At 68.1% G+C, this 13,382-nt stretch carries 12 protein-coding genes, 1 tRNA gene and 1 pseudogene; 5 read left to right on the top strand and 9 right to left on the bottom strand.

What is annotated here, in order from left to right; all coding sequences use genetic code 11:
• The first annotated feature begins 41 nt into the window (after window positions 1-41).
• From PKE99_RS02165 to PKE99_RS02155, 3 genes are all read left to right on the top strand, one after another.
• Complete coding sequence (locus PKE99_RS02165; RefSeq protein WP_037041877.1) at window positions 42-377, top strand: helix-turn-helix domain-containing protein; 336 nt, start codon at window positions 42-44, stop codon at window positions 375-377.
• 268 nt (window positions 378-645) lie between these two features.
• Entirely contained in the window at window positions 646-1,395 is a 750-nt protein-coding gene (locus PKE99_RS02160) for a helix-turn-helix domain-containing protein (RefSeq protein WP_037042375.1), read from the top strand.
• A 7-nt stretch (window positions 1,396-1,402) separates the two neighbouring features.
• Window positions 1,403-1,885, top strand: coding sequence for an NUDIX hydrolase (locus tag PKE99_RS02155; protein ID WP_037041879.1), 483 nt, complete (start codon window positions 1,403-1,405; stop codon window positions 1,883-1,885).
• Here PKE99_RS02155 and PKE99_RS02150 read toward each other — a convergent pair.
• The 5 genes from PKE99_RS02150 to PKE99_RS02130 form a co-directional block, all read right to left on the bottom strand.
• A complete protein-coding gene (locus tag PKE99_RS02150) occupies window positions 1,877-2,425 on the bottom strand; it encodes an HD domain-containing protein (protein ID WP_037042377.1) in 549 nt (182 codons plus the stop codon). The genes PKE99_RS02155 and PKE99_RS02150 overlap by 9 nt on opposite strands.
• A gap of 125 nt (window positions 2,426-2,550) precedes the next feature.
• Window positions 2,551-4,995, bottom strand: coding sequence for a S8 family peptidase (locus PKE99_RS02145; RefSeq protein WP_081923842.1), 2,445 nt, complete (start codon window positions 4,993-4,995; stop codon window positions 2,551-2,553).
• Window positions 4,996-5,029: 34 nt separating this feature from the next.
• On the bottom strand, window positions 5,030-6,064 hold the full coding sequence (locus PKE99_RS02140; protein WP_081923843.1) for an AAA family ATPase: 1,035 nt from the start codon (window positions 6,062-6,064) through the stop codon (window positions 5,030-5,032).
• Between the two features lie 117 nt (window positions 6,065-6,181).
• Window positions 6,182-7,513, bottom strand: a complete 1,332-nt coding sequence (locus PKE99_RS02135) for a tyrosine-type recombinase/integrase (RefSeq protein WP_037042381.1) — start codon at window positions 7,511-7,513, stop codon at window positions 6,182-6,184.
• 94 nt (window positions 7,514-7,607) lie between these two features.
• Window positions 7,608-7,681, bottom strand: a tRNA-Thr gene (locus tag PKE99_RS02130).
• 124 nt (window positions 7,682-7,805) lie between these two features.
• On the opposite strand from PKE99_RS02130, the pseudogene PKE99_RS38910 reads away from it, so the two are divergent.
• Both PKE99_RS38910 and PKE99_RS02120 read left to right on the top strand, forming a co-directional pair.
• Window positions 7,806-8,201: pseudogene (locus PKE99_RS38910) on the top strand (cyclic di-GMP-binding domain-containing protein, MshE-related); the annotation flags it as partial.
• Between the two features lie 86 nt (window positions 8,202-8,287).
• A complete protein-coding gene (locus tag PKE99_RS02120) occupies window positions 8,288-8,569 on the top strand; it encodes a hypothetical protein (RefSeq protein ID WP_051736924.1) in 282 nt (93 codons plus the stop codon).
• A gap of 82 nt (window positions 8,570-8,651) precedes the next feature.
• Here PKE99_RS02120 and PKE99_RS02115 read toward each other — a convergent pair whose 3' ends face one another.
• The 4 genes from PKE99_RS02115 to PKE99_RS02100 are packed head-to-tail and all read right to left on the bottom strand — an operon-like array spanning window position 8,652 to window position 13,245.
• Window positions 8,652-9,050, bottom strand: a complete 399-nt coding sequence (locus PKE99_RS02115) for a nuclear transport factor 2 family protein (protein WP_051736925.1) — start codon at window positions 9,048-9,050, stop codon at window positions 8,652-8,654.
• A 9-nt stretch (window positions 9,051-9,059) separates the two neighbouring features.
• Complete coding sequence (locus PKE99_RS02110; protein ID WP_197040497.1) at window positions 9,060-10,058, bottom strand: LLM class flavin-dependent oxidoreductase; 999 nt, start codon at window positions 10,056-10,058, stop codon at window positions 9,060-9,062.
• Between the two features lie 59 nt (window positions 10,059-10,117).
• Complete coding sequence (locus tag PKE99_RS02105) at window positions 10,118-11,275, bottom strand: DNA polymerase III subunit delta' (RefSeq protein WP_037041884.1); 1,158 nt, start codon at window positions 11,273-11,275, stop codon at window positions 10,118-10,120.
• Window positions 11,272-13,245 (bottom strand): bifunctional MFS transporter/dTMP kinase, encoded by a 1,974-nt coding sequence (locus PKE99_RS02100; RefSeq protein ID WP_231498075.1) that lies wholly within the window; start codon window positions 13,243-13,245, stop codon window positions 11,272-11,274. The genes PKE99_RS02105 and PKE99_RS02100 overlap by 4 nt, the downstream gene beginning before the upstream one ends.
• Between the last annotated feature and the right edge of the window lie 137 nt (window positions 13,246-13,382).

The raw sequence follows: 13,382 nt of genomic DNA, 5'->3' as shown, positions 1-13,382 counted from the left end.
GCTCTAGCTACGCTCGACAGGCACTCACCACAGGAGGCTGCGTGGAGCAGGACTGGACCGCCGTGGGCAACGCGCTGCGTGAGCGGCTCGACGAGCTCGGCATGACCATGACCGACCTCGCGACCAAGTCCGGGGTGTCATTGACGACGGTCCGCGAACTGGTCCACGTGCTGAACACTCGTCGCCGACAGCCCCGCACGCTCGTCTCCTTGTCGACCGCCCTGGGGTGGCCGGGAGAGCACCTCGGGTCCGTCCTCCGGGGGCGACCGACCTCCGAGCCCACCGCACCCGGCGGTCTTTCCTCTGTCCACAGTGAGCTTCGAGACCTGCGGCAGCGGGTCGAGGCGCTCGAGCGCGTGGTGCGCGACCTCGGCTGAGCCCACTCACCCTCGCGCTGGAACCAGCGTGGAGCTGCGGCAGCGGCCGCTCGCCAGGGCCCGCCCGGGCGCAGTTGCACGGGCGCAACCGCGTCGTCCTGGTCCCGTGAGTGGCAGCCGGTGGCGGCGCTGAACTTCATGGGTATGAGTGGACCGCGGAAACTCGGACGCCAAAACCGCACCTCACAGGCCGTTCTAAGACGTCCTGGATGACCCCGGTTCGTCGAAAACGTCCCAGGAACGTCCCGACATGTGGATGATGAGTCTCGTGCCGAACACCCGACTCCAGGCCGCGATGGACGCGGCCAGCCTGACGATCGAACAGATCGCCGCCCAGGTGGACGTCGACCCCAAGACCGTGGAGCGCTGGGTCAACGCCAACGGCCGCACACCGCACCGCACAACCCGTCAACGCGTCGCCGCACTCCTGCGCGTCGAGGCGAACCATCTCTGGCCGACCAATGTCCGCCACAGCATCGCGCCGGTCGACGACGTCGCCGAGCTCGTCCACCTCTACCCGTCCCGCTCGTCGGTCCCTTTCAACCTGTGGACCGAGCTCATCCACGGGGTGCGCGAGGCGATGGACGTCCTCGTGTTCTCGGGCCAGTTCCTCGTCGAGCAGCACAACATGCTGCCGGTCGTGCGAGCAAAGGCCGCTGAGGGCGTTCACTTCCGCTTCGTCGTCGGGAACCACACCTCGCCGGCGGTCATCCAACGAGCCGAGGAGGAAGGCACCACGGGCGGGTTGGAGGGCCGCATCCAAATGATGCGGCGCTACCTGCAGGACGTCGCCGGACTACCCGGCGTCGAGGTCCGCACGCACGGCACGATCCTCTACAACTCGATCTACCGCTTCGACGACCAGGCGCTCATCAACGGCCACACCTTTGGCTCGCTCGCGGGCCAGAACCCGATGCTCCACATCCGCCGCGTCGACGGCGGGTCGCTCTGGGAGCACTACATGCGCTCATTCGAGCGCGTGTGGGAGATCGCCGACCCCGAACCCGCCGGAAGGTAGGGCACGCATGGCCCGCATCGACTACTTCGACGACCCGGCCGCGCCGGCCATCAACAGCGTCGTCCCCTCGGTGACCGTCGCCGTGCGCAACAGTGCCGGGCAGATCCTGCTCATCCACAAGATCGACAACGACTTCTGGGCTCTCCCCGGCGGCGGGCACGACCCCGGCGAGAGCATCACCGACACCGCGGTCCGCGAGGTGCGCGAGGAGACCGGCATCGACGTCCGGCTCACCGGACTCGTCGGCACCTACACCGACCCCCGCCACGTCATGAAGTACGACGACGGCGAAGTCCGCCAACAGTTCTCGCTCTGCTTCCACGCCGTCCCCGTCGACGAGTCCGAGCAGCCCCGCGAGGACGGCACCGAGACCAAGGCCGCCAAGTGGGTCGAGCCCGCCGACGTGCCCGGCCTGAGCATCCACCAGTCCATGCGGATGCGGATCGAGCACGCGCTCGACGGGAGCCGCACCGAACCGTACCTAGGCTGACCCACCGGCGAGCCGGGCCTCGGCTCGCTGCACCGACTCGCGGAGCACCGGCTCCGCCTCGAGCCACGCCTGATGGACCGGATAGTCCGCCGGGTACCGGCGCAGGATCTCCGCGATCCGGTCGTCGTAGGTCAACGGTTCCCCCGACGGCCCGGTCGTCAGATCCGCAAGCGCGAGCGCATCCAGCAGCGGGCCATCCGGGAACGGAAACTCCCCGAGCTCGTCGACCAGGCCACGCTGCTTTGCCTCGAAGCGCGCTCCCGAGTGGTGGGCCACCAGGTTGACGACGATCTCCGGCCAACCCTCGTCTCGCAGGTAGCGGGCGCCGTCGAGAGGGTGGAAGCGGGTGTCGCCGATCTCAGGGGAGTAGCCGATGTCGTGGAGCCAGGCTGCTGCCACGAGGAACTCCGACTCCTCGAAGCGCCCACCTTGAGCAATCTCCGTGGCCCGCCACGCTACAGCCTCCACATGCAGCCAGCGGCGTCCCAGAGGCTGCACAAACTTCTCGGCAAGGCCCGCCGCGCCTGCCACGACAGCCATGGGCTGCGGTACCCCGTCGACCGGCCTCACGCTTCCCATCTGCAGCACGCTACGCAAGCCGCTATGAACCTGCCACGGCGCGGGCGCCGACCACGCGGTCCACGCGCCCAGTCGCGTTCTGCGGCTCAGACTTCAGTCTCCACCTCGACATCAAGCAGCGCTGGTAGCTGCGCTCTTGCCTCCGCGTAAATCGGGGCGTGCTCGTCGTCGCGCTCTAACGTTATGACCAGTGCGTAATCCTGCTGAGCGCCTGGCGTGTCCCATCGGTTTATGTTGCGGACAGCCACGACAATTTCCTCCCCCTCACTTCGATCGTACCGAATCTTCCGTTCAAACCGACCGAAGTGATTCGTCCCACGGGAACGGGCTGTATCAGGAGGAAGAAGGGGTATACGATAGCTTGCTAGCGCTCGGGGAACGTCACCGTCCGCCTCCTCGTTCGAGCTTTCGACCGTCGGCGGGTTCTTGACGAACTCGGAGAGGACAAGGTCTTGAGACGCCCTGTAGAACAGGTTCACACTCATGCGATTCGCCAGATAGTCCAGTCGCGTGGGCCGAACAGGCGGATCGTAGGCTAGCGCCATACAAATAGTCCGAACTCCACCCGACTCAAAGAAGGAACCTGGCATCGCGACACTGTAGATGTGAACATCGTCCACCTTGATGGCGGACTCGCTTAGCATGACCACTCTATGAGACGTTGACGATACAGCCCGATCAACATCCAGCCGACCGTAACCTGTGAGCCTCCGTTGAGCCTCCAGGCTCTTGGCCATCTGACCAAGGTCGACCACGCGGTCAGATTCCGTCACCGAGGCAAGCAGGAGCGCACGAACCGCGTTTGCAGTAAGGCTCGGGTACCTCCCGAGCAACCGCAGTGCCGCATTCGCGACCAAAGGCGCCGCGAAGCTCGTACCGGAGGATGCGGCGAGTAGGCGATCAAAATTCTCGCCGCCTGCGCCGACGATCTGCACGCGACGGTCATTCGTTACTGGCCGATTCGCAAGAGTATCAATACTCAGGCTTCCTCCGGGCGCTGAGATCTCTGGCTTAACCATTCTTGCGACCCCGGGACCGACCCGCGTATAAGGGCTTGGCATGCCCTCTGCACCTACGGGCACCCGATTAACATCTGGCCGGCGCTCCGTCGCGCCTTGAACCGTGTCCGAGCACAGCGCACCTACGGTAAGAGCTAACGCAGCCGAAGCTGGATCCGCGAGGCCCGCATCATCATTGACAAGAAGGCTCGTGGGATAGTCGCCATCTACAAGCGCGTCCACCTCACGCATAATCTCGACGTAGTTTCCTGAACTGATGACTACAACGATTTTTCTAGCTCGCACAAATTGATCAATTAGGGCCGCAAGCGGAGTCGGGCGAGGTGGAAGGTACGGGTTTCGAGCATCACCAACCGAAAGGTTGATCACCCTCGCGCCAGCGTCCGCGGCTATATTCAACGCGTCGTTTACCTGCTCCTCCCAGACTCGATCAGAGGGAAACAAGTTGTTGGCGTCTAAGACCCTGACGCTGACCAGCCGGCCAGCTGGCTGGACGGAGGAACCTGCCGACAAGCTATCTTCCAGAGAACCATAAAGCGCAAGGCTAGCAACGAGTGTTCCATGGCCATTCTCGTCTGCGCCGTTACCGAGCGAGGCATCGACAAACTCAACTCCAAGCACGGCGGGCGCAAGAAGCGGATGAGCGCTTCGCAGCCCAGAATCAACTACTCCGATAATCGGGGAATTCCGTGCTGGCGGCGTCACCACGGGCAAGTCCTCAGGTCGAGCACCAAAAAACTCCGCAAACGCCAACATTGGCTGCGGGAGAGTATCGATCCTCCTGACACGATCAGTCTGTGCGAGGGCGATTACGGCCCCGGCCTTGACGTCAGCACACAGAACTGAGATACCTGCGAGAACTCTGAACATTGCATCGTGAACCGTGCCGCCAGACGCCCTAATCGCTGCGGCCACCTCGTCGTGCCGCCTGCGGGCGTCAACTTCATCCTCGGGACACCAGCACTGAACATCCAACCGAATTAGATCGTCGGGGCCAGATTCTTCTATCCGCTTCTTGACACGATCAGAGACAACGTCCTCCGCCACAAGCGAGCGAACTACCTCCAAGGCATCAAACAGGCCTTGATGAGCCGCAGCCCTTTCGTTTCCGGCTTCAGTCAGTCCGGGAGATCCTGCCGCATATTCAGCATTCTGTTCAAAGAATGTGGTCATTTCGACATCAGAGGAGAATGCAACTAGGGTGCTGTTACCTCTGATTTCGAGCACCTTCAGTCCGACGCCCTCAACATCCGACGGATCGATATTGCGATTAGCTTCAAGGACGACGACCAGCTGCGGATCTACACCTAGCGTGCTCGGCCGCCTCTTGAAGTCGTCGATAACCGCGACCGTTAGCTGCCGGACCTCTCGTGCGTGCTGCGCGCGATCGGCGTACCGAACCTTACCGCCAAAGCCCCGTCGGCCCTGCCTCTGACCAGGCGACACAACCTGCGCAAGACGCAAATGTGAGTAGCCACGCCCGTGGAAAGGCAATGCGCCATCCGAAGTCATGCAGACAACCCTATAACAGGCCGCGCGTCAGACGCTAACCCTCTTCGCCAAGAGATCGGGACTCGTCGTCAAGCTGCATATCTTCTACAACTCGTCGAAGTGTCTGCTGTCGCTGTTCGACGCGCAGGAGCGAACGCTCGAAGACGGTATCATCTAGTCTTGCTATTCCCTCGACAACGCACTGCCTAAGTGCGTCGAGGCATACAAGCTCGATCTCAGCGGGAGAGAACCTTAGTAGTTCCAACGCCCATTGCGAATAAGAAATTCGCGATGGGAAGGCTCGACATTTCAGCATGATCAGACGCTGCACGCCCTCTACATCAAGGCGCCCGAAGCCAATGACTTCGTCGAACCGCCTCCATAGCGCCGTATCGAGCATATCTGCATGGTTCGACGTGGCAACCACGAGGGACTCGCCCTGCATCTCTTCGAGAACCTGCAGTATTGTGGCGACAACCCGATTAAGCTCCGCGTGGTCATTTGCCTGATGCCGGTGACCAGCAATAGCGTCAAATTCATCGAGAAGGAGTACGCACGGAGTCGTCTCGGCGAACCTAACCACACTTTCGAGGTTCTTCGCTGTCTCGCCGAGGTAGGACGAAACGAGTGCTGGCAACGATACCGACGCGACTGGCAAACTCAGGCTTGCTGCCAGCGCCTGAGCCGCGGCAGTCTTCCCAGTCCCCGACTCCCCAATGAAGAGGAGCCGCTGACGTGGCCTCAACTTGAAGCTGGACAGAACATGCCGAGACCGATTTTCCTCGACGAGCTCCAGCAACGGGCGAAACACGCTATCCATGAGGACCAGGTCATCGAATTCGATCCGAGGCTTCGACAGCCTCAGCAGCGGCCGATCGTCCCTGCTCTTAGGAATCGGAAGCATTGCTGGCATCGACCGAATGCCAGGACGCTCGTCTCGATTAAGCGCTTGCTCCAATTCATCAGCAAGCAAGTTGTGGCGCTTCCGACGTTCATCAGCAATTATGGAGGCTGCAGCGTCCCTGAAGGCACTATCGTCGCCCCGTGAATAAGCAGCCAGGAGGGCACGCAGGTGGTCGCTTCTAGCCATCCCTGCCTCCCCTCGGCCGCATCTGATCCAGTCTTATGGTAGAGGAATCACCATCATGGCGATGCCAGCGGCCAAGGGTGTGTTCTCGGACACGACAGAGCCCACGTTCGACGGTCGTCAAGGAGTTCCTTGCCTGCGAGGGCGACGTGCTGCAAGGGCGGCTGCGGCTCGTTGATCTGCTTCGAGGACGAAAGCAGTGTAGGTCCGAAGGGTCGTCGAGCCCCCACCTGAGTGTCCAAGCCGGCCCGCGACCGTGCGAATGTCAACGCCCGCGGCGATCAGCTCGGTCGCCGAGTAGTGGCGGAGGTTGTGAATGTGGGTGTCGATGCCGAGGCGGGCGGCCAGTCGGCCGTATCGCTGGGTCACGGTGTCCGGGTTGATCCATGTCGAGCAGTCCGGCGCCCTGGAGAAGACGAAGCCGTCCCGGCGGATCTTCACGCCTAGCAGCTCGGCGCGCTGCTCGTAGCGCGTGCGGAGCTCCCGCAGGACCTCGACCATCTCCTCGTCGAGGGTGACTCGGCGGTGCTGGTGGGTCTTGGTGTCGCCCTCCCACCGCTCTCCGCCGATCTGGCTGACGCTGCCCTTGAAGATGACCACCCCGGCGTCGAGGCTGATGTCGGTCCAGCGCAAAGCGCAGATCTCGCCGCGGCGGGCGCCCGTGGTCATCGCGAACAGGATGAACGTGCTCCAGCTCGGGTCAGACGCAGCCGCCTCGAGGATCGCGGCGGCCTCCTCGGGGGTCGGCGGCTGGGGGTTCGGCTTCGGCACCGACGGCGCCTCCGCCTGCTCCGCCGGGCTGACTGAGATCCAGCCCCACCGCACCGCACGGGCGAACGAGCCGCTCAGGATCGCGTGAATGACCCGGATGCTCCCGGCACCGAGCGGGACGCACTGGTGCGGCTTGCAGGTCCGGTCGCACCACCTGCACGGCGCTGAGGAATCGTTCGCAATCTCCTTGGCGCACTTGCGCCGCGCCGTGTGCTCGTCGCACACGTGCTCACCACTGCTGCGGTGGCGAATCTCCTTGCGCCCCTTGCAGTGGTCACGGCAGCGACGGAGCTTGGCGTAGAGCGTCTCAATCGTGTCGACCCGGACCTTGCCCACCGGCAGCTTCCCCAGCTCCGGGCGGATGTGCTTCTCGATTTTGCTGACGTAGCCGGCCCGGGTCTTGCGCTCGACGTCGATGACGTCGAGCCACTTGTCCAGCAGCTCGTTGACCGTCGCACCCGTGCGCGGGTTCCGCTGCTCGTCGACCTGGTTGAGCAGCTTCGTCAGGACCTTCTCGGCCTCGCGCTCCGTCTCGCGCTTGGTGCCCAGTGCTTTCACCGTCTGCCGGAGCCACAGCTTCTCGCCGGTCAGCTGGTCGACCCCGGCGTAGACCTTGACCCGCGCCGAGCCGCTCGGCAGCCACGAGATCGTCCCGCGCTGACGCTTCTCGGTGGAGGCCACGAGCACAGAGTAGGCGGGGTGGAGGCCACGAAGGAGGCCACGAAACGTGCTCCGGAACGACCAAAGGCCCCTCGTAGGGGCCTCTGACCTGCGGAGCCGCCTTGGGGAGTCGAACCCCAGACCTACGCATTACGAGTGCGTCGCTCTAACCGACTGAGCTAAGGCGGCGTGGTGCGACGTCAGTCTACCCACCGCCCCCGGACCGGCGACCCGGCCCCCACCCCGTCACTCGGTCGGGTCGTCTTCGCACGTCAGGAATGTCGCGCGTCATCGCTCCCACGATGCTCGGATCATGACGACGGTCGGCACGGACATGCGGATCGGGGACGTGCTGGTCGCCGAGGGGCGGATCAGCGCGGAGCAGCGGGACTGGGCGGTCGAGGTGTCCGCCCGCGACGGGGCGCGGATCGGGGCGGTGCTGGTCGCCGCGGGGCTGGTGAAGCGGACCGAGCTGTACCGGCTGCTGGCGCGGACGTGGGAGTGCGGGTACGTCGACCTCGCCGACACCGGCATCGACCACGATCTTCTCGACGGCCTCGACCCGCAGGAGCTCGGCGCCGAGGGATGGTTCCCGGTCCGGCGCGAGGCGGCGGCCAGGCACGGCAGGGAGACCGTGCTCGTCGCGACGTCCGAGCGGCCCACGGAGGAGCGGCGCCGGCAGATCGAGCAGCGATTGAACGCGCCGGTCGTCCTGGCCGTGACCACGGACTGGGACATCGTCCAGGCGCTGCACGCGGGGTATCGGGAGACGGTGACGATGTTGGCCTCGCGTCGTTGCTGCTGCCGCCCGTCCCAGCCGCCGACACCGACGCGGGCTGCTACGCGGTGTCGGTGCTGGCGTCGATCCTGGCGGTGTGGGTCGGGCTGCGGTACACCCCGGTCACCGCGTACGTGCTGTTCACGCTGGTCGCGCTCATGTCGATCCCGCGGGACAGCGGGCCGAGGACGAGCCGCACGCTCGCCGTCACCGTGCTCGCGCAGCTGGCCCTGGCCTGGCTCTGGCCGCCCACCAGCCCCGGGTTCGAGCAGTGGCTGACGGCGATCCTGCCCGGCTGATCAGTGCTGATCACGCCAGGAGCAGAAGGTCGCGGAGATCGAGGTCGACGGCGTGCGGAAGGGTCAGGCTGCAGCCCGTGCGCTAACGGCTGCCGGCCGGGACGTCGACGAATGCGGCGGTGTCGTAGTACGTACGCAGGCTGGTGATCTTGTCGCCGTCGAAGGTCACGAAGGTCGAGCCCTCGTAGCGGAAGTCGTGGCCGTTCGGCCGGGTGCCGGTGCTCTGCCACTCCAGCGCGGCCTCGTCGTCGCTCTCGACGACGTTGGTGAACTGGGTCCGGACCTCGCCGAACTGGGCACGGTACTGCTCCCAGAACGTGCGCGCCTCGCCGCGGCGCGGACCCCCGCCGTCGAGCCGGAAGAGCTCGGCGTCGTCGGCGAAGAGGGCTGTGAGGTCGTCGACGTCGTTGTCCTGCTCCGACTTGCGCAGGGCGGCGACGAACTGCCGGGTCAGGTCGTGGCGGATGTGGTTGTCCTCCATGCCCCCCGGCTACCCGCGCGGCCCCGCCCCAATCAGCGGGCTCGTCGACTCCAGGATCAGGTCCAGCTCGTCGAGCGGCCGGCCGGGCGGGAGGACGATCGTGGGCTCGTCGACGCCGGCCTCGTACCACTGCGCGAGCAGGGCCCGGGCCGCCGCCGGCTCGCCCCACAACACCAGCTCGTCGAGCAGCGCGCCGGCCGAGTCGGGGACGACGGTCGTGCCGGGGGCCGGGTTCGCGGCCAGGACGTCGTCGACGAGTCCGCCGAGGCCGAGCCGGCGCAGCGTGGACGCGTACAGCGGGCCCATCGAGGTCAGGTAGAAGCCGACCCACCAGGCGGCGATTTCGTGGGCGTGGGCCGGGTCGTCCGAGATCGCCGCCGGGAGGCCGGGGTTCACGGCCGGGCGCAGGCGTCCCGACACGGCGGCGCCCTCCTCGAGCGGCGCGGCAGCCGCCTTGAGACCCGAGCGCGGCACGAGGAACGGCGACCAGGCGTCGCCGAGCTCCCCGGCCAGCCGGGTCGACGCCGTACCCAGGGCGGCGACGTCGATCGGGACCCGGTGCGGTGGGCGGGTCGCCAGGCGCAGGCCGCGGGCCCCGGGCAACGGCTGGGCCCGCTCGCCGTCGAGCAACCGGCGGACCTCACGGACGGTGCGGCCGAGCACCGCCGCCGGTTCCCGGAAGGGGCGGCCGTGCAGGCCCTCGGCCAGCGCCGGGCTGCCCGCACCGAGGCCGAGGCGGAACCGGCCGCCGCTCACCTCGTCGAGGGTCGCGGCGGCCATCGCGAGCTGGGCGGGCGAGCGGCCGAGGACGTTGACGACGCCGGTGGCCAGGCCGATGCGCGAGGTTCGCAGGGCCATCTCGGTGAGCAGCACGAACGCGTCGTGGCCCCAGCCCTCGGCGAGCGAGACCCGCGAGAAGCCCAGCTCCTCGGCGCGGGTCGCCACGTGCAGCAGCACCTCGCGACGGGTCTCCAACGGCGTCATGCCGACGGCGAGCGGTCGGTCCACGGCTCCTCCTCCGATCCGGAGGGGCAGAGCAGCCGGGGAGGGCGGGTGATACGCCCGGCTCAGCCCTGTTGGAGCGCGGTCATCATCGCCTCGACGGCGATCCGCGGCTTCACGTTGAGCTCCAGGGCCTCGCGGCAGGCGAGCACGGCCTCCAGCCGGCGCAGCGTCGACTCGGGGCTCCACTCGCGGGCGGCCTGGCGGATGTCCGCCTCGCGGTCCGGATTGCCGAGCGCGACGGCCGCCGCCGTGCCGGCGACCAGCACGTCCCGGTAGAAGCCGGCCAGGTCGACGAGCGCGCGATCCAGTGCGTCCCGCTGGGTGCGGGTGTTGCGAGACTTCTGCCGGCGCTCCAGCTCGCGCTCGGCGGCCTTGGCGCCGCGGGCGGCGGCGGCCACGCCCTTGCCGGTGCCGCCGGCGCCCATCGCGACGGCGAGCTCCTCGCGCTCGGCCGCGTCCCGGGCGCCGCTCATGTCCGCCGCCTCGGACTCGGCGGAGCGGACGAGCGCGTCGGCGAAGGCGAACGCGTCCCCCAGGTGCCGCAGCCGCAGCGGGACGCCGAGGATCCGCTCGCGCCGCTCCCGCGCCTCCGCGTCCCGGGCGAGCCGCCGGGCCCGGCCGACGTGCCCACCGGAGACCGACGCGGCCCACCGCGCCTGCTCGGGCTCGATCCCGTCCCGCTCCACGAGCACCTCGGCGATCGCCTCCGGCACCGGTGTCCGCAGTGCGACGACGCGGCACCGGGAGCGGATCGTGATCGGCACGTCCTCGGGGTGGTCCGACGGTGCGCAGAGCAGGAACACGGTCTGGGGCGCGGGCTCCTCCACGGCCTTGAGCAGGGCGTTCGCCGCGCCCTCGGTGAGCCGGTCCGCATCCGTGATGATCAGGATCTGCCAGGCGCCGGTGGACGGGCGGCGGGCGGCGAGCTGCACGAGGTTGCGCATCTCCGCGACCGAGATCGACAGCCCCTCGGGGACGACCTCCCGGACGTCCGCATGGGTCGCCGCCAGCACGGTGTGGCAGGCCTGGCACTCGCCGCAGCCGCCCGTGGGGCACTGCAGCGCGGCGGCGAAGGCACGCGCGGCGTTGGAGCGGCCGGAGCCGGGCGGGCCGGTGAACAGCCAGGCGTGGGTCATCGCCGACGGCGTGGACGCGGCGGTGCTCAGCTCCTCGACCGCGGCGGGCTGCCCGACGACGTCCCGCCAGACCCGCGAGCTCACGGCTCGACCGCGGGCCGGGGGATGTCTTCGGGCTGCTCGGGGGCCTCCGGCAGCGAGGGGCCGACGCCGGTCAGGATCCGCTCGGCGACCTCGTCCGGCGCCCCGTCGGCGTCGACCACGACGTACCGCTGGGGCTCGGCCGCGACCAGCCCGGCCAGCAGCCGTTGCACGCGGACGTGCTCCTCGCCCGCGACCCCGCCGGACTCGGCGCTCGCGCCCTCGCGGTCGAGCAGCACGGTGATGTCCGGCCGGAGCCGGCCGGTGGCCCAGGCGGCGAGGCGCTCCAGCTCGCCGCGCTCGAGCTCGGCGTCCATCCGGTCCGCCGCGACGCCGAAGTGCGCGATCGGGCTGGCCATGAACCGGTCCATGACGACGACCGCGCCCTCGTCGAGCGCCGGGCGGATCACCCGTTCGACCAGGTCGGCCCGGATCGCGGCCGCGGCGAGGGCCTTCGCCCGCGCCCCGGACAGGTGGGCCTCGCGGGTGGCGGCGGCCCAGCGCAGCTCGTCCCGCTCCCCGTCGTCCGGCTCCACGACGACGTGGCCCCGTTCGCGCAGCGCCCGCGCCAACCGTTCGGCCTGGTCGGCGGCCTCCCCGGGCGTGGCGCCCTCGACCGCGACCAGCGTGCCGGAGCCGCGGCGGACCTCGCCCTGCCGCAGCGCCGAGACGAGATCACCCAGCAGCGGCTCGAGCCGGCGCTCGTCCATCTGCCGGTAGGCCAGGGTGCCGACGACCGCGGCGACCAGACCGCCGCCGGCCAGCACGAACCGTGTGCCGTCGACCGTGAAGTGCGCGCCGAAGAGGTCGACCGACTGCGTGCTGACCAGCCCGACCAGGACCGGGACCAGCGACATCGAGCCGAGCAGCACCAGGCGGACCAGGGACTGGACGAACGCGACGATCCGGCCGCGGATGTCGTCCGACACCTGGGAGCCGATGATCGTGAGCCCGGTGAGGAAGGCGATGCCCGCGAACCCGCCGACGAGCGCGACGGCCAGAATCGCCATGAACAGGTGCCCGGACACCGCGACCACGATCAGTGCGACGCCCGCGCCCACGATCGCCGTGCCGAACAGCCGGTTGTGCGGGAGCCGGTGCGCGAGCCGCGGCGCCACCGCCATGCCGAGCGCCAGGCCGACGAACACTGCGGTGAACAGGACCGAGTACGCCGCGTCGCCACCGCCGAGGCTGGCCGCGTAGAGCTTGGCCGACGCGATGACCGCGCCGCCGGCCGCGAAGGCGCCGATGATGCCGAGCACGAGGCCGCGGATCAGCGGGGTGGTGGCGACGTAGGCGAAGCCCTCGCGGAGGAGGGCCATCAAGCCCGGCTGCTCCTCGCCCTCCCGCGGCCCGGAGCGGCCGGAGATCTCCTTGATCCCGAACCACACGACGGTGGCGGAGAGCAGGAACGCACACCCGTCGAGCACCAGGGCGATGTAGACCGTGGTCAGCCCGTCCTGGCCCGGGAGCAGGTGCCCGATGCTGGAGATCACGGTGAACAGGCCGGACGCGATCAGCACCGAGATGCCGTAGGTGAGGACGAGGCCAAGCTGGTTCGCCGTCTCCACCTGGTCCTTGCGGCGGAGCAGGTTCGGGACCGACGCGTCCTTCGCCGGGATCCAGAACATCGCGCACAGCTCGATCAGGAAGGTGGCCGCGAACAGCCACCACAGCGAGCCGACGATCGGGATCGAGACGAACAGACAGAACCGCAGCACGTCGCACGTGACCATCACGCGGCGCCGGTCGAAGCGGTCCGCCAGGGCGCCGGCGATCGGGCCGAGCAGCAGCGCGGGCAGCAGCTTCGTGGCGACCACCCCGCCGAGCGCGAAGCTCTGCGCCGCGTAGCCGCTGGTCAGTTGGGTGGCCAGGGACGTCAACGCCAGCAGGCTCAACCACTCGCCGGTGGCGGTGAAGGCCGTGACGGTCCAGAGCCTGCGGAACGCGGGGATGGCCAGGACGCTGCGCACGCGGTGCGCCGTGGGCGCCGGGTTGGCCGTACCCGTCAGACCGCCGGGAACGCTCTCCGAGCCGATCGCGGGTCACCTCCCTCGCGTGCGACGCCGACCGATCCCTGCTCGACCGGGCATGGTCGACGGCGGGCCGC

This window comes from Pseudonocardia halophobica, assembly GCF_027922425.1.
GTDB lineage: Bacteria > Actinomycetota > Actinomycetes > Mycobacteriales > Pseudonocardiaceae > Pseudonocardia > Pseudonocardia halophobica.
This window is presented reverse-complemented; position numbering and strand designations above follow the sequence as displayed.

Bases quoted from the DNA above. Each gene is read 5' to 3' on its own strand.
- PKE99_RS02150 (WP_037042377.1), bottom strand. From the start codon at position 2,425: ATGGCTGTCGTGGCAGGCGCGGCGGGCCTTGCCGAGAAGTTTGTGCAG.
- PKE99_RS02145 (WP_081923842.1), bottom strand. From the start codon at position 4,995: ATGACTTCGGATGGCGCATTGCCTTTCCACGGGCGTGGCTACTCACAT.
- PKE99_RS02155 (WP_037041879.1), top strand. From the start codon at position 1,403: ATGGCCCGCATCGACTACTTCGACGACCCGGCCGCGCCGGCCATCAAC.
- PKE99_RS02115 (WP_051736925.1), bottom strand. From the start codon at position 9,050: ATGGAGGACAACCACATCCGCCACGACCTGACCCGGCAGTTCGTCGCC.
- PKE99_RS02140 (WP_081923843.1), bottom strand. From the start codon at position 6,064: ATGGCTAGAAGCGACCACCTGCGTGCCCTCCTGGCTGCTTATTCACGG.